This is a genomic window from Vibrio sp. 1CM24A, from assembly GCF_023161725.1.
In the GTDB taxonomy this organism is placed as follows: domain Bacteria; phylum Pseudomonadota; class Gammaproteobacteria; order Enterobacterales; family Vibrionaceae; genus Vibrio; species Vibrio coralliirubri.
This window is the reverse complement of the sequence record NZ_JALNTS010000003.1, coordinates 137,593-153,266: the sequence shown is the minus strand read 5'-3', so window position 1 is coordinate 153,266 and position 15,674 is coordinate 137,593. Positions and strand designations below refer to the sequence as shown.

Here is a 15,674-nt window from a genome sequence, read left to right as displayed (position 1 = left end):
TGAAATTATCTTCTGGACTAATGAAGCACGTTGATTACTATGATTTCAGTAACGAGCTGTAAAGGATGCAATATGTCTAGGATCAGACAAAAGAATCAAGATTTAATCATCGAAGTCGCGTGTGAACAATTCGCCACTCATGGTTATGCCGCAACAAAAATGGCCGATATCGCAAAAGCGGCCGACATTCCCAAACCTAACGTATTCTATTATTTCAGCTCTAAAGATAAGCTCTACAACGCTGTGCTTGAAACCGTCACTCAGCCCTTACTAGAAGCGTCTCGTCCGATTGAAGAACTCAGCGATCCTGTTGAAGCCTTGTCTCAATATATTCAAACCAAGCTGATCATTTCTCGCGACCATCCACACGCCTCTAAAGTGTTTGCCAATGAAGTGATGTCTGGCGCGAAAGTGTTACCAAAAGAGATCGGTGACGAGCTGTATAAACAATCCCAGATGATCCTCGATAAGTTCTCAACTTGGTCGGCGCAAGGTCTAATGGACGATGTCCCCGCACACCACTTGATGTTTACCATTTGGGCGGCCACTCAAACTTACGCCGACTTTGGATGGCAGATTTGCAGTGTAATGCAGAAAGAGCAGCTCGATGATAAAGACTACGAAGAAGCCGCTGAGTTTATCACCCAGTTAGTGATTAAAGGTTGCGGTGTGAAAAGCTAACGGTATTTGAAGGTTTATTTAGGTCTGCGATTGCGGGCCTTTTTTGTTTTTGTACAGGAGTGACGACTAGTGTAAAGCCACTTTTTGTGACCTGTTGTGCAATTACTTATTTCTCTTGAATTTGGCTCGATTTGGTATGCCATTTTATTTAAAGATAAGGGTATAGTGTCGCGAAAATTTGCGGCATTGTTGTTCTCAAGCACGAATAGCTAAGAACAACAAAGTGAAGCTTCTAACAATATTACACGCACAACATATAGGTTTAGCAATGACGCTTAAAAGCTTGGCATGCACCATCAGCGCTGTTCTACTGGCAGGCTGTGGTTCGACGGTCGCAACTCAAACATACAACGCCGATCTGATCATCACTAACGGACAAATTCTGACGATCAATTCAGAAATGGATGTGATTGAAGATGGTGTGGTAGTGGTGAAAAACGACCAGATTATCGCAGTCGGTAACGAGGATTTGATCACTCAATATCGCGCTGAAAAGGTGATTGATGCTCAAGATGGAATCGTCATGCCGGGTATGGTGAACGCGCACAACCATTTACCTATGATTGCGTTTCGTGGATTAGGTGAAGAGGGCATCTCGAACCGCTTGTTCGCTTACTTCTTCCCTCTAGAAGCTGAAAAGCTTAGCCGTGAACTGATTTACAATGCAACCAAGCTTGGCTCTATCGAATTAGCACAAAGCGGTGTAACCACTTATGCCGATATGTATTACCACATGGACGAAATGGCAAAAGCGACCAAAGAAGTCGGCTTACGCGCCGTGCTCGGCGAAACCGTGATTAAGTTCCCAGTGGTTGATGCCAAAGAACCTTATGGCGGCATTGAGTATGCCAAAGGTTTTATTGAGCAGTACAAAAACGATGAGCTGATTACACCTGCTTATGCACCACATGCGGTGTACACAGTCAGCAAAGACAAGCTGCAAGAGATCAACAAGCTGTCTGCTCAATACGATGTGCCGGTGCTGATTCACGTTGCTGAATTCCCGAATGAAGAGAAGCGCATCAAAGATGAAACTAAAGCAACGTCGCCAGTCGAATACATGGATGAAATCGGTGTGCTTGATGAGCGTGTAGTCATTGCTCACGGTATCCATCTTTCGGAGAACGACCAAAAGCTACTGAAACAAGCTGACGCGGGTATCTCATACAATCCAATGGCGAACGCTAAAGGTGCGACAGGCATTGCCCCTGCGTGGGAGATGTACCGTGCTGACATGCGCATTGGCTTAGGAACCGACGGTCCAATGAGCTCTAACCAAGTCGATATCATGCGCACATTAAGCTACGCAGCAAACATGCAACGCTTAAAGCATTCAGACCGCACCATCATGATCCCTGAACAAGTCATTGAGATGGCGACATTAGGCGGCGCAAAAGCCCTACATATGGAAGACCAAATCGGTTCTCTTGAAGTAGGAAAGAAAGCGGATATCGTGATTGTAGAGACACAATCAGCGAACATGATGCCAAGTTACGACCCATACGCGACACTAGTTTACCAAGCGAACCCAAGCAACATCGACACTACGATTGTTAACGGCCAAATCGTAATGGAAAACCGAGTGATGCAGACAGTTCAACTGGATGACATCCGCCAAAGCGTCGATGAGTTCGAAGCAGACATCACTGAGTTCGCTAAAGAGCTTTCTAAGAAAGCGATTAAGTCTAAGAGCTTGATGGATTAGGACGTCAAGCGGATTCTAAAAATCGAATAGAATGAATAAGCAAGAAAGGCCGACATCACGTCGGCCTTTTGCTTTCCGGTGAATCCAAAATATCGAAACTCTAGTTATTCATCGCCAACTTACCGAGCTTCATCGCCGCAGCGTGGTGGCGGTGCATCAGTTGCTCCATGTCTACGCCAATCACAGCACCATCGTTAACTCGCCATTTGCCGGCTACCATCACTTTATCCGCTTGTTGCGCACCGCAGAGTAGCAATGCAGCCAGTGGGTCGTGGCTACCAGAGAATCGAATATCGTCGAGCTTGAACATCGCGATGTCAGCTTGTTTGCCAACTTCTAGCGTACCGATATCCGTTCTGCCCATTGCGGCGGCAGAGCCCGATGTTGCCCAACGCAGTGCGTCGAAGTGAGATACGTTCGCAGAGCCATATTGTAGGCGCTGTAAGTACATCGCCATGCGCACTTCGGCAATCATGTTCGAACCGTCATTGGAGGCAGAACCATCCACTCCTAGCCCGACTTTAACGCCAGCGGCTTCAAGATCGTTGTTCTTACAAATACCGGAAGCCAACATCATGTTGGACGTTGGGCAGTGACTGATACCAATGCCTGCTTTACCCAAACGCTTGATCTCTTCTGGATTGAAGTGAATACCATGAGCAAGCCAAGTACGTTCGTTGAGCCAGCCCACATCTTCTAGGTAATCGACAGGGCGTAGGCCAAACTTCTCGATACAGAAGTCTTCTTCATCCAAGGTTTCGCATAGGTGAGTGTGCATCATGACGTTCTCACGCTCACTGATCTTAGCGGTCTCTTTCATTAGATCCGTGGTGACTGAGAACGGCGAACAAGGTGCGAGTGCGATTTGAATCATCGCGCCTTCATCACGCTGGTGGTAATCACGAATCAAGCGTTGGCTGTCATCAATGATGGTCTGTTCGGTTTGAATGGTGTGTCGTGGTGGTAGCCCACCTTCATCTTCCCCAAGGCTCATAGAACCGCGTGTGAATATGGCTCTAACTCCCAGCTTCTCTGCTGCTTCGACTTGTAAATCGATGGCGTGTTCAAGCCCGTTTGGCAGTAAGTAATGGTGATCAGAGGCGGTGGTACAGCCCGACATCATTAGTTCAACCAGCGCCAGCTCTGTAGCAAGGCTCATCATCTCAGAATCGAGGTTGGCCCAAACTGGATAGAGGCTTTGTAGCCAATTGAAGAGTTCTTTATTGAGTGCGCCAGGGTAGGCACGCGTTAGGGTTTGATAGAAGTGGTGGTGCGCATTGATAAGCCCAGGAGTCACAACATGACGAGAAGCGTCGACGCTGTAATCTACAGGTAAGGTCGGTTCTTTGTGTTTACCAACCAATTCAATGATTGTATTACCTTTAATGACAATTCCGCCTTCTGCATCAGCCAGTGAGCCAGTGTAGATTGCGAGAGGATTCTTAATCCAGATGGTTTCCATTCATAGTAGTCCTTAGCCATCTCAGCCTTTTCAGGGAAGAGGGTCTTTATTTGGTATTTGTAGTTAAAAGATAAATTCGAATCAGGGTCGTTAAAACGTTTAATGCTCTAATCAGCCCTGATCCTACGGAAATCGGTTTTACGTTAGTCAGTGAACCAGCTAGTTCGTTTTTGGCTCAGGGTTTTCTGATGCCGCTTGAACGTCTGCTTCTGTACTTGCTTGTTGAATCTCTAATTGTTCATCTGCTTGAAGTGCTTCTTCAGCTTGTTCTTTCATTTCTAGCTCAACTTGCGCTTGGCTTTCGGCTAGCGCTTCTTGCTCTTCTGCTCGTGAAGATTTTGGCAGAACAAGGTTCAGCAGTACCGTCATAATAGTACCGGTAGTGATGCCAGAATGAAGAAAGTTCGCTAAATCATGCGGTAAGTGTTGCAGCAATCTTGGTTCGAAAGTGACGGCCAAACCAGATGCCAAACCAACACAGATTACCAAGGCATTTCGCTTGGTGTCTGCGGCCTTGATCAACATGCGGATACCCGCGTAGGCGATCATACCGAACATCACGAAACCCACCCCGCCCAAAACAGGCTTAGGTATTGTGACGGCAATGGCGGCTAATTTCGGGAACAAACCACCTAAAATCAACAAACCACCGGTTGCAGCCACTACATAGCGACTCGCTACACCTGTGATTCCCACAATACCGACGTTTTGACTGAATGACGCCAATGGCATTGCCGTTAAAACTGAAGATAAGGTACTACCAAGGCCATCGCCTAGAAGGCCACGTTTTAAGTCTTTACCAGATACTTTGGTTTGGCAGTTGTTACCGAGTGCCATGAAGTCACCGGTCGCTTCGGCGATAACCACGATGTAAACCAAGCTCATGCTGATGATGGCACTCGCAGAAAAGGTGAAGCCGTATTTGAAAGGTTCTGGGCCACCAACCCAAGCGGCAGAGCTGATTTGCTCAAGGTCGACCATGCCGAGCGATAGCGCCACAATGTAGCCGCCCGCTAAACCAATCACGATAGCTGAAGCGGCAACCGCACCTTTACAGTAAACCGATACGCCGACTACGATGCCTAACGATACAAGGGCTAGAAACAGTTTAGGTAGTGTGGCGAATTGTTCCGTGTTGGCAGGAGAGTCTCCGACCCAATTCATGGCAACCGGTAAAATGGTTAAACCGATTAAGGTAACCACCACACCACTTACCACGGTCGGGAACAGCTTTCGAACCTTGTCCATGTAGAAGCTGGCACCAATTACCACGAATGAGCCGATAAGTGCTGAGCCCATAATAGCGGCGACGCCACCTTCGTTACCAATCGAGATAGCGACACCCAAAAAGGCAAAGCTTGAACCCATCACAACGGGCAGCCGAATACCGACAGGGCCGAAACCAAGACATTGAGCGACGGTCACAATACCAGACGCCAATAACGCAGCATTGATCAGCGAGACGATCTCTGTATTAGGTAGGCCGATAGAAGCGCCGACAATAAGGGGAACAGCCACAATGCCACCAATCGAGGCGAGCATGTGTTGCAGTGCGAGTAGGAGGGTTAGCCCATGAGGCGGTCTTTCATTTAGGGTGTACAGAAGTTTCATTTGATATTCCTCTGCCTGCGTTTCCGTTTACAGGCGATTGGCGGTCAAATAATGACTTCTACAAACTGCGTAGGGTCATAAAAAAGGTGCACTGAATCGGTAGGGGTTATGCTCTCGTCATCAATGTAATTAGCTTTCTTAAAAATCATGTTGTTGCTTGGCTTGCGAACCAGCCAAGCAACGTTGTGAGCAATCAAGAAACGACTGCTCAGGAACTATAGGGTTAACCGATGAATACCAGCTTGGCGATGAAGATAGCCGCTAGGAAGTACATCGAAATCGAGACGTCTTTTGTTTTACCTGTCGCCAGTTTCAGCACTGTGTAGGTAATGAAACCGAGTGCGATACCATTCGCGATAGAGAAGGTCAGAGGCATCATTAACGCTGTAATGGCTGCGGGAGCACCGTTGGTGAAGTCTTTCCAGTCAACGTGCTGCATGCTGCTCATCATCACGAACGCCACATAAATCAGAGCGCCAGAGGTTGCGTAAGCTGGGATCATACCTGCAAGTGGAGATAGGAAAATCGCCGCTAAGAACAACACACCAACCACAATTGCCGATAGGCCAGTTCGTGCGCCTGCTGCAACGCCCGCTGCACTTTCTACGTAACTGGTTACTGGCGGACAACCCACACACGCACCTGCCACGCTTGAGATACTGTCGGCTTTCAGCGCTTTGCTCAGGCCTTCGATCTTGCCTGTTTCTGGGTTCGTCAGGTTTGCACGCTCAGCCACGCCCATCAAAGTACCCGCGGTATCGAACATGTTTACAAAAAGGAAAGCCAAGATAACGCTGATCATTGAAACATCGAGAGCGCCCATAATGTCCATTTTTAGGAACGTAGGTGCTAAACTTGGTGGCGCTGCGAAGAAGCCGTTGTAGTGCACTAAGCCAAGCATCATGCCGACCAGAGTGACACTCAAAATGCCGATTAACACCGCACCAAAGACTTTACGCTCACTGAGAACCGCGATGATAAGGAACGCGATAGCCGCCAGTAGCGCTTCTGGTTTAGTGAAGTCACCTAGTGATACCAAAGTTGCTGGGTTTTCAACGACGATGCCTGCTGTTTTTAAGCCAATCAGACCCAAAAACAAACCAACACCCGCTGTCATGGAGTAACGCAGACTCACTGGGATACTTTCAATGATCCATTGGCGGACTTTGTAGAAGCTCATCCCGACGAACAAGATACCGGAGATAAACACCGCACCCAGTGCCACTTCCCAGCTGTAGCCCATTTCGCTTACTACAGTGAACGAGAAGAAGGCGTTCAAGCCCATGCCCGGCGCAAGTCCGACAGGCCAGTTCGCAAATAGCCCCATTAACAAACAACCGATCGCAGCACCAATACAGGTCGCGACAAATACCGCGCCTGAATCCATGCCTGAAGCGGCCATAATTTGTGGGTTAACGAAGATGATGTAAGCCATGGTTGCGAAGGTGGTGACACCGCCGACTAACTCATTTTTTACGCTACTTCCGTGGGCCTTAATTTTAAAAAACTTCTCTAAAATTCCGTTGTTCGCATCTTGGTTGAGTATTTCTGTTTTACTCTCACTCATGTCAGCAAGTCCTTTTATGTTGTGATCCATTTATTGAATACAGCGAGATTTCAATATTAAGTTTTAAGGTTTTTTCCTAGCCGTTATTTCTTTAGTTATCTGTTGTTTAATCATCAACTTCTAACTAATAACGTTGTTAGTATTTTTATATGAGCGTGTTTAGTGAGTGCACACCTTTTGGGGTGTACACGTGAATTTGTTTATGATTTGTTGGTTGAGCCTAGTTCGAAGTTCTAGGTCACGGGACTAACTGCCCCGATAGGTTGAGAAACTGTAAGGCGAGACGAGAAGAGGAACGTGGTAGTGCGCGTCTGGATCATCTAGACCAAAGCGAATAACCACATCATCTAGGAAGGGCACGCCATCCAGCTCCACGCCTTTGCTTCTGTAGTAATCGGCGACGTAAAACACCAATTGGTATTTCCCCGGTCGGAAATCATTTCCTGCCAGAATCGGCGCATCGGTTCGGCCATCGGAGTTAGTGAGTACCGTCGCCAGCTTTTCTGTTGAGTCTTCGTTGACCTTATAAAGCTCTACCTTGATCTCTGCGCCAGGCAAGCCGTGTGTGGTGTCTAATACGTGTGTTGTTAGTCTTCCCATAGTCCTTTAATAGCGCTTTTGGCGCTCCTCTGTTCCGTGGTTTATCTGTGTAATTCGACCCTGCAAAGAATGCAACTGGTCACTTTGTTATCACTAACTATGTACGAACTGTATACAATTAGTAAAGCAAATTGTTGGAAAAATGTTAACTATTTAGTCGTTTTTTCTGACTTTTTAGATGTGGCTTATTGGTTTTTGGTCGAGGGTTGTATTGTTAAAGCATTGTTTTTAAATGGTTTGAATAAAGAAAATTAACTTGAATAACAAAATCTTTACATTGAGATAAATAATTGTATACAATAAATGTACAGGGGTAAGGTTGCTCAGTTTTTGGAAAATCCATTCATTGATTCATTTTGATGAACCAATGAAAGAGCGGCTAAGCCAACCACTTATGTTAGGAGTACTTGGATGAATAAGGATTATTCAAGAAATTTGATCGGTTACGGAGCTAACCCTCCCAACCCTCAATGGCCAGGTAATGCGCGCGTCGCGGTTTCTTTTGTATTGAACTATGAAGAGGGCGGTGAGCGTTGTTTGTTACATGGAGACGACGAGTCTGAAGCCTTTCTTTCAGAGATCCCGTCAGCACAACCGATCAAAGGCGAACGTCACATCAGCATGGAATCCATCTATGAATATGGTAGCCGTGTAGGTGTGTGGCGTGTTCTTCGCTTGTTCGATGAATATGAAATCCCACTGACTGTATTTGCTGTCGCAATGGCGATTGAGCGTCATCCAGACGTTGCCAAAGCCATGGTCGAAGCGGGTCACGAAATCTGTAGCCACGGTTACCGCTGGATAGACTATCAATACATTGATGAGTCTGAAGAGCGCGACCACATGACCAAAGCGATTGAGATCATCCAACAAGTGACGGGTCAGCGCCCGCAAGGTTGGTACACAGGTCGAACGGGTCCAAATACTCGTCGCTTGGTTGCTGAAGAGGGCGGTTTTCTTTACGACTCAGATGCTTATGACGATGACCTGCCTTATTGGCACACCGAGACTGGTCATCCGCAATTGGTGATCCCTTACACACTTGATGTGAACGACATGCGTTTTTCAACGGCGCAAGGCTTTAACTCTGGTGAGCAATTCTTCCAATATCTGAAAGACACGTTTGACACCCTTTATATGGAAGGCGAAACCGCACCGAAAATGATGTCGGTTGGGCTGCATTGTCGTCTGATTGGTCGCCCCGGTCGTATTGCTGCATTGAGACGTTTCTTAGATTACGTAAAACAGCACGACAGCGTGTGGTTATGTCGTCGAATCGATATCGCCAACCACTGGCACCAACATCATCCATATCAACCAAATAACGCTAATCATCAACAGCAAAACTAGCAGTGAAGCAAGGAGGCTTACGTGACTGAATTTCGATCATGCCAACCAACAACCATGGACCGCGATACCTTTGTCGCTCACTTTGCTGATGTCTACGAACACAGCCCATGGGTTGCAGAAGTGGTGTATGACCAAGGTTTGAATGCCGAAGATGACCATATCGAGAATCTTCATCTGAAAATGGCATCGACCTTGTTAAGTGCAGACCAAGGCAAACAGTTGGCTTTGATCAACGCTCACCCGGATTTAGCCGGTCGAGCAGCAGTAAACGGCGAACTCACCGAGTCGTCGACCAAAGAACAAGCGGGGGCGGGCATCGACCAGTGCAACGCCGAAGAATTTGAAAAATTCACTTCTTACAACAACAGCTACAAAAGTCGCTTCAATTTCCCTTTTATCATGGCGGTGAAGGGAGCCAATCGTTACCAAATTCTTGAGTCGTTCGAGATGCGATTAGGAAATGATAGTGAAACTGAGTTTGCTACGGCGATTCAAGAGATCAACAAGATCGCGATGTTTCGTCTCTGGGATATGTAAGTTAACGGAGTTAACAGCTATCTCAGCCCAGTCTTAGTGCGCTAAGAGCACGCTTTATAAGCGAATAAGCCACTGAGTTCTCATTTTATTATTACTTGATTAATTGGATAGGATTACACGGACATGACCCAAACATTTGAACAATACATAAACCTTGCAGACGAAAAACTCGGCGCAGAAGCTACCTTCGCAACAGACGATTTTTTCGCAGATAAAAGCCGTCTTCTCAGCCACGCAGCGCCAGAGTGGAAAGACGACTTATACGACGATAACGGCAAGTGGATGGACGGTTGGGAAAGCAGACGTAAACGTGGTGAAGGTTACGACTACTGTGTCGTTCGCCTTGGCCTAGCTGGCACCATTGCTGGCGTTGATATTGATACCTCATTCTTCACAGGTAACTTCCCACCTTCGGCATCAATTGACGCGTGTTATTCACCACAAGGTGAGCCAACAGACTCAACAGAGTGGCAAGAAATTCTGCCTTCAATGGCACTACAAGGTGATCATCATCATCTTGAAGCGATTGAAAGCGACCAAGTATTTACGCACCTACGTTTGAACATCTACCCAGATGGCGGTGTTGCACGTTTACGTGTTTATGGTCGACCAAGTGTGGATTGGGAAGCAATAGATTCTCAGCAACAAGTCGACCTAGCATCGGTTGAACACGGTGGCCGAGCTCTCGCATGTAGTGACGAACACTACGGTAACAAAGCCAATATCTTAGGTCCTGGCCGCGGTGAAAACATGGGTGATGGCTGGGAAACAGCACGTCGTCGTACACCGGGTAACGACTGGGTTATCGTGGCACTAGGTCACCCAGGTAACATCGAACGCATCGTTGTTGATACAGCCCACTTCAAAGGTAACTACCCTGACAGCTGCTCGATTCAAGCGGCTTACGTGAAAGGTGGTACCGACGACCAAGTAGAAACACAAAGCCTATTCTGGCGTGAGCTGTTGCCAGCACAAAAGCTGCAAGCGCACGAGATTCACGAATTCATTTCTGAGGTAAACGACCTTGGTGCGATTACCCACGTACGTGCAAACATATTCCCAGATGGTGGTATCAGCCGTTTGCGTCTGTTTGGTACGAAAGCGAAATAGGTAAGGAAATGAGTATGAGTAATGGAATACGTCGTTTATCCATCGAACCGTTAACCAAGCAAGCTTTTGCAGAGTTTGGCGATGTTATCGAGTCCGATAATAGTGATTTCTTCATGATCAACAGTGGATCAACACGTCGCTACCACAAGCTAGCGACAACGGATGTGCAAGACCAAGACGGAGAAGCGATCATCAGCATCTTCCAAGCCACACCGTTGAGCTACCCACTGACCATCAAAATGTTAGAGCGTCATCCACTTGGCTCTCAGGCATTCATTCCATTACTTGGTCAACCCTATTTAATTGTTGTTGCGCCAAAAGGCGACGATCCAACATTAGCCAATAGCCGAGCTTTCTTGAGCAACGGTCGTCAAGGAGTGAACTATCACAAAGGGGTGTGGCATCACCCAGTTCTCGCCCTCACCGATCAAGACCAGTTCTTGATCGTCGATAGAGGCGGCGAAGGGCACAACTGTGATGAAGTTTATTTCGACAGCGACCGAGTGGCATTGCATTTGGACGACTTGCCAACGGACGACAATAAGGAAGAGCAACGCTTAGCTAAAGCGTTGTGATACAGGAGTTTATTATGGATCCGCATATTACAGAATGGTTGAATCTAGCAATACGCTGGGCTCACATGATTGTTGGTGTTGCGTGGATAGGCGCATCATTTTACTTTGTTTGGTTAGAGAACAACCTTAACCGAGTAAACCCAAAAACCGGCCTTTCAGGCGACTTATGGGCAATTCACGGCGGTGGTATTTATCACCTAGAGAAGTACAAACTTGCGCCACCAGAGATGCCAGAGCACCTGCACTGGTTCAAATGGGAAGCTTACTTCACGTGGATCACCGGTGTGTGTCTACTGGGTGTGGTTTACTACCTTAATGCCGAGATTTACCTGATTGCACCGGGCTCTGGCCTTGATTCTACAACGGCAATTGCGATTGGTATTGGTTCATTCGTTGCCGGTTGGTTTATCTATGACCTACTGTGTGACTCACCGTTAGGTAAAACCCCCGTGTTGCTTGGCGTTGTGCTGTTTGTGCTGCTCGTCGCTGCAACTTACGGCCTAACTCAAGTGTTCAGTGGTCGTGGTGCCTACATCCACGTGGGCGCGATCATCGGTACCATCATGGTGGGTAACGTATTCCGCGTTATCATGCCTGCACAACGCAACTTGGTGAAAGCGATAGAAGAGAAGCGCGAACCGGATCCGGCACTGCCAGCGAAAGGCCTACTGCGCTCTCGTCACAACAACTACATGACACTGCCAGTGCTGTTCATCATGATCAGTAACCACTTCCCAAGCACTTACGGCTCGGAATACAACTGGTTGATCCTTGCTGGTTTAGCGATCTTCAGTATCTTGGTACGTCACTACTTCAACACCCGCCACGGTAGCCAGAAGTTTGCATGGACAATACCAGTAGCAGCACTGGGTATGATCACGCTTGCGTTTGTTACCTCACCTTATGCGAAAAAACAGATGACTCCGGTTGTGCAAGCACCAGTGGTTCAAGAAGTGCAAGTCAGCGCGACTGAATCAGCGACAGAAGAGCTTGCTGCAAACGACACCGCTTCAACGACTAGTTCTCAGGCCGCACCAGCAGACCACGCAATGCAAACTGCTAGCGCAGGCGTCAGCTTTGAAACTATCAACAAAGTCATTCAAGAGCGCTGTTCTGTGTGTCACTCATCAACCCCGAGCCATGCTGCTTTTGCTGCTGCACCTGGTGGTGTGATGTTTGATACCCCAGAAGAGATTAAAGCCAACGTCCCAAGGATTGTTGCTCAAACCGTAACAACCAAGGTGATGCCGCTCGGCAACATGACTCAAATGACCGACGAAGAACGCGCACTGATCGGTACTTGGGTAGAGCAAGGCGCTACGCTTCAATAATGATGTGAATCCTTCACCTAAGAGCATGAGTCTTAGGTAAGGCTTGGGGAGAGTTTGGTTTACGGGCACGCGCCAAACTCATCCCACCCTGTTTCCCCGGTTCCTATAACCGGGGCTTTTTGTTTTTGGACAAAGGAAATGCAGATTTATCATTCAGTTGGTGACTCTATATGCATATGTGAATTAAAGTGTTTTAACAACAGTTTGGCTATATCAAAAGCTATGTTGTGATTAGAAATAAACATAAGTCATTGTGAACATGTGCTTTCCGAAGGGAAAATAGAGATGGTTAGAAAAGGTATGCTTCTTCAGTTACTGGATGAACTCCGAACGCTTGAAGAAAATGGATCCGAATTTACTGCAAGAGAAGTTGCTGAATCTGTTGGCTACAGTGTTAACTCGGTGAATAAGTATTTTAATGAAAAATTAAAAGGTAAGTATGTTACTAAAGTAAGTCGCTCACTTTGGAAATGTAGCGGTATCACGCAACTATCAAATGACCAGTTTTTCTTATTGATGTCTCAGAGTCAAAATACTCAAGGAAAGTCACCCGATGAAGTGTTCTCAAATCAGCTCATTAAAAGAAGTCATGATGCTTTTACTTTAGCTTTGGAGGTCTATAACCGGCCTACATTAGGTAATCGTGTAGAAGCATTTACGATTATGATGGTGAACGCTTGGGAGCTTATGTTGAAATCGGAATTGGCTAAAAGAGACGGAGCATCAAGCATTTTTAAAGATGGTGACTTTAGCATTAGCATTCGTGAAGCTATGTCTAAGCTAATGGACCCTTCTGACAATGTATTTAAGAATTTGGAAACCTTAATAGATTTGCGTGATCAGGCTATTCATCTTTTAATTCCAGAATTACAACCTCAACTATCGCGTTTATTTCAAGCAACGGTTCTTAACTATCAAAAACGGTATAAATTACTAATGGGTAATAGCCCACTAGCTGGTCAAAGTGTGGGTTTGCTTAGTCTTATTGTTGATGGATTTGAGCCTGAAACCGCGGTAATTAAAGAAACTTATGGAGAGCTTACCGCTTGCCAAGTTAAAAGTTTTTTGACGAAATTTACTGAAATTGCGAAAGAGTGTGATTCAGATGAATTTTCTATATCTATAGATTACAAATTGGCATTGACTAAAAAATCGTCAGAAAGTGATTTATCGCTCTCCCTGAGTGACGGCGGTGAGAAAGCAATCATCATTCGAGAGACCAAAGGCCCAGATATCACTCATCCGTATCACCAGAAAACGGCCATTGAAGAAATCAACGCAAGACAAGAGTATGTAAATATTACAAGCCACTCCTTTCAAGCGGTTGTTAAGAAAAACAAAACTCAGAACGCCAAATGTTCAAATTACCATTATGAGTTAGATGGACGACATAGATACTCAGAAGCATTCATTGAATGGTTTGTGAATAATTTACATCAGAAGAATTGGTTGACTGGCGCTTTGAAAAGTTATCGCAATAGGCGTAAGAAAGCGACTGCCTGATGGTAATCTCTTAGGCTAGTATGTTCAGTTCAGGGTTAGTGTACATATAATACTTGAACTGAAATTTCGTTTATTCAAAGAGATAAGGGTAAATATGGATATTGCCATACTAACATTTGATGGATTCAACGAGCTAGATTCTTTCATCGCAGCGGGTATTTTGAATCGAATGAAAGAGTTTGACTGGAATGTGCAGATTACTAGCCCTACAGAATCAGTGACTTCAATGAATGGAGTCACAATCCAATCTCAGCAACCTTTGGAGTTTGCCAATACTGCTGATGCGGTATTGTTTGGAAGTGGCATGTTGACCCGCGATATCGCCCAAGATGATAAATTACTCTCGAGGTTAAGCCTTAACCCACAAACACAATTGATTGGCGGTCAATGCTCAGGGACTTTGTTAATGTCGGTGTTGGGATTGCTGAATCAGGTTCCAGCCTGTACTGATTTAACAACGAAACCATGGGTAATAGAATCCGGCGTGACTGTGTTGGATCAGCCGTTTTATGCGGAAGGAAACATTGCTACAGCAGGCGGCTGCTTGTCATCCAAATATCTAGCAGCATGGGTTATCAGCAAACTCGCAGACCAAGCACATACCGAAGCTGCAATTCACTATGTTGCGCCTGTCGGCGAGAAAGAAAACTCAGTAAAGCACTGCATGTCAGTGGTGAGCGCTTACCTTTAAGAGCTATTCTTTACGTGTGTAGTTCTGTATAAGGTTCTTGATATGAATCTCTACCCATGGCATTTTTAGTCCAAATTGACTTTAGTTAGGACAAAAATGGAAGACTTAATAGTCGCGTATTTTAGGGCGTTGAGCTCATTCTTTAGGTATCTGTTTCAGTCGATATTGATTGAGTTCATTGGTTACGGAGCTGGCTGGATAGTCTGTAAAGTATTCACACTAGGGCGCTTTCCCCCATTGATTCCAACTGAAAAAGAGCGAACCAGAATCTCTTATATCGGAGCTATTAGCATCGTGTTGCTTCTGTTAGCAATTGGTATGTTCAATAGTTTGTGATTCGGAGTAAGGATATATGAAATTTTACCCCGCGGAACAATACCAAGCGGCTTGCAACGAGCTGTTTGTCCGATACGAACGTGACATCAAAACGCTAATCCCTAATGCGAGAGTTGAGCACGTAGGCGCATCTTCGATTCCATCTGCAGTATCTAAAGGCGACTTGGATATATTCGTTGGAGTTGAGCTTGGCGAACTTGAGGATGTTATAGGGAGGCTCACAACACTAGGCTTTACAGAGAAACTCGATACCTTAAGAACACCCGAACTGTGTATGTTGGAATCTACATCCGCTCATGACGTGGCCTTGCAAGTGGTCGCCAATAGTTCTGAGTTCGAATGTTTTCTGGCATTTCGTGACAAGCTGCGAGTGACCCCCGCTTTAGTGGAGCAATACAACACCCTCAAAATGTCTTGTGAAGGTTGGTCTCAAGAAAAGTACCGTGCAAAGAAGTCGGCTTTTATCGATCATGTGTTGGCTTTGAAATAACGACAAGTTTCAATTGGATGCTATTTATCCAAACTCTAACTTTTAGTGCTGTTTTTGCTTTCCCCTTACACTCATTTCAAATATCGAATTTAGTATCAAATTTCTCTTTGTTATACAGGCAAGTC

Annotated in this window: 15 protein-coding genes; 11 read left to right on the top strand and 4 right to left on the bottom strand. The window is 46.0% G+C overall.

The annotated features are described in order from the left end of the window. The first annotated feature begins 72 nt into the window (after window positions 1-72). On the top strand, window positions 73-681 hold the full coding sequence (locus MSG38_RS08230) for a TetR/AcrR family transcriptional regulator (RefSeq protein WP_102530223.1): 609 nt from the start codon (window positions 73-75) through the stop codon (window positions 679-681). A 268-nt stretch (window positions 682-949) separates the two neighbouring features. Further along, complete coding sequence (locus MSG38_RS08225; protein WP_248401582.1) at window positions 950-2,386, top strand: amidohydrolase; 1,437 nt, start codon at window positions 950-952, stop codon at window positions 2,384-2,386. A 100-nt stretch (window positions 2,387-2,486) separates the two neighbouring features. Here the strand turns inward: MSG38_RS08225 and MSG38_RS08220 are convergent, their stop codons facing one another. The 4 genes from MSG38_RS08220 to uraH all read right to left on the bottom strand — a co-directional run bounded on the left by MSG38_RS08220 (window position 2,487) and on the right by uraH (window position 7,626). Further along, window positions 2,487-3,848 carry an 8-oxoguanine deaminase gene (locus tag MSG38_RS08220; RefSeq protein ID WP_248401581.1) on the bottom strand — a complete coding sequence of 454 codons (1,362 nt, stop codon included), beginning with the start codon at window positions 3,846-3,848 and terminating at the stop codon, window positions 2,487-2,489. A 159-nt stretch (window positions 3,849-4,007) separates the two neighbouring features. Further along, complete coding sequence (locus tag MSG38_RS08215) at window positions 4,008-5,459, bottom strand: nucleobase:cation symporter-2 family protein (RefSeq protein WP_248401580.1); 1,452 nt, start codon at window positions 5,457-5,459, stop codon at window positions 4,008-4,010. Window positions 5,460-5,682: 223 nt separating this feature from the next. Then, window positions 5,683-7,026 carry an NCS2 family permease gene (locus MSG38_RS08210; RefSeq protein WP_048611821.1) on the bottom strand — a complete coding sequence of 448 codons (1,344 nt, stop codon included), beginning with the start codon at window positions 7,024-7,026 and terminating at the stop codon, window positions 5,683-5,685. Between the two features lie 246 nt (window positions 7,027-7,272). Continuing rightward, window positions 7,273-7,626, bottom strand: a complete 354-nt coding sequence (gene uraH / locus MSG38_RS08205; RefSeq protein ID WP_017076963.1) for a hydroxyisourate hydrolase — start codon at window positions 7,624-7,626, stop codon at window positions 7,273-7,275. Window positions 7,627-8,037: 411 nt separating this feature from the next. Here uraH and puuE point away from each other — a divergent pair, with 411 nt between their 5' ends. From puuE to MSG38_RS08160, 9 genes are all read left to right on the top strand, one after another. After that, window positions 8,038-8,976, top strand: a complete 939-nt coding sequence (gene puuE / locus MSG38_RS08200) for an allantoinase PuuE (protein WP_248401579.1) — start codon at window positions 8,038-8,040, stop codon at window positions 8,974-8,976. Window positions 8,977-8,997: 21 nt separating this feature from the next. Further along, on the top strand, window positions 8,998-9,513 hold the full coding sequence (gene uraD, locus MSG38_RS08195; protein ID WP_017067791.1) for a 2-oxo-4-hydroxy-4-carboxy-5-ureidoimidazoline decarboxylase: 516 nt from the start codon (window positions 8,998-9,000) through the stop codon (window positions 9,511-9,513). A gap of 123 nt (window positions 9,514-9,636) precedes the next feature. Further along, on the top strand, window positions 9,637-10,623 hold the full coding sequence (gene alc, locus MSG38_RS08190) for an allantoicase (RefSeq protein WP_017083065.1): 987 nt from the start codon (window positions 9,637-9,639) through the stop codon (window positions 10,621-10,623). A 14-nt stretch (window positions 10,624-10,637) separates the two neighbouring features. Next, entirely contained in the window at window positions 10,638-11,198 is a 561-nt protein-coding gene (locus MSG38_RS08185; RefSeq protein ID WP_004732859.1) for an ureidoglycolate lyase, read from the top strand. 14 nt (window positions 11,199-11,212) lie between these two features. Further along, a complete protein-coding gene (locus tag MSG38_RS08180) occupies window positions 11,213-12,529 on the top strand; it encodes a urate hydroxylase PuuD (protein ID WP_061037654.1) in 1,317 nt (438 codons plus the stop codon). Between the two features lie 285 nt (window positions 12,530-12,814). Continuing rightward, entirely contained in the window at window positions 12,815-14,032 is a 1,218-nt protein-coding gene (locus MSG38_RS08175; RefSeq protein ID WP_248401578.1) for a DUF3644 domain-containing protein, read from the top strand. Between the two features lie 94 nt (window positions 14,033-14,126). Next, complete coding sequence (locus MSG38_RS08170) at window positions 14,127-14,723, top strand: DJ-1/PfpI family protein (protein WP_248401577.1); 597 nt, start codon at window positions 14,127-14,129, stop codon at window positions 14,721-14,723. A gap of 96 nt (window positions 14,724-14,819) precedes the next feature. Beyond that, on the top strand, window positions 14,820-15,059 hold the full coding sequence (locus MSG38_RS08165; RefSeq protein WP_102393986.1) for a hypothetical protein: 240 nt from the start codon (window positions 14,820-14,822) through the stop codon (window positions 15,057-15,059). A gap of 16 nt (window positions 15,060-15,075) precedes the next feature. Continuing rightward, window positions 15,076-15,549, top strand: coding sequence for a GrpB family protein (locus tag MSG38_RS08160; RefSeq protein ID WP_102393985.1), 474 nt, complete (start codon window positions 15,076-15,078; stop codon window positions 15,547-15,549). Window positions 15,550-15,674: the final 125 nt, after the last annotated feature.

Coding starts and splice junctions, on each gene's coding strand:
- MSG38_RS08210 (WP_048611821.1), bottom strand. CDS start 7,026: ATGAGTGAGAGTAAAACAGAAATACTCAACCAAGATGCGAACAACGGA.
- MSG38_RS08230 (WP_102530223.1), top strand. CDS start 73: ATGTCTAGGATCAGACAAAAGAATCAAGATTTAATCATCGAAGTCGCG.
- MSG38_RS08180 (WP_061037654.1), top strand. CDS start 11,213: ATGGATCCGCATATTACAGAATGGTTGAATCTAGCAATACGCTGGGCT.
- MSG38_RS08175 (WP_248401578.1), top strand. CDS start 12,815: ATGGTTAGAAAAGGTATGCTTCTTCAGTTACTGGATGAACTCCGAACG.
- MSG38_RS08215 (WP_248401580.1), bottom strand. CDS start 5,459: ATGAAACTTCTGTACACCCTAAATGAAAGACCGCCTCATGGGCTAACC.
- puuE (WP_248401579.1), top strand. CDS start 8,038: ATGAATAAGGATTATTCAAGAAATTTGATCGGTTACGGAGCTAACCCT.
- MSG38_RS08185 (WP_004732859.1), top strand. CDS start 10,638: ATGAGTAATGGAATACGTCGTTTATCCATCGAACCGTTAACCAAGCAA.
- MSG38_RS08160 (WP_102393985.1), top strand. CDS start 15,076: ATGAAATTTTACCCCGCGGAACAATACCAAGCGGCTTGCAACGAGCTG.
- MSG38_RS08220 (WP_248401581.1), bottom strand. CDS start 3,848: ATGGAAACCATCTGGATTAAGAATCCTCTCGCAATCTACACTGGCTCA.
- MSG38_RS08170 (WP_248401577.1), top strand. CDS start 14,127: ATGGATATTGCCATACTAACATTTGATGGATTCAACGAGCTAGATTCT.
- alc (WP_017083065.1), top strand. CDS start 9,637: ATGACCCAAACATTTGAACAATACATAAACCTTGCAGACGAAAAACTC.
- uraH (WP_017076963.1), bottom strand. CDS start 7,626: ATGGGAAGACTAACAACACACGTATTAGACACCACACACGGCTTGCCT.
- MSG38_RS08165 (WP_102393986.1), top strand. CDS start 14,820: ATGGAAGACTTAATAGTCGCGTATTTTAGGGCGTTGAGCTCATTCTTT.
- MSG38_RS08225 (WP_248401582.1), top strand. CDS start 950: ATGACGCTTAAAAGCTTGGCATGCACCATCAGCGCTGTTCTACTGGCA.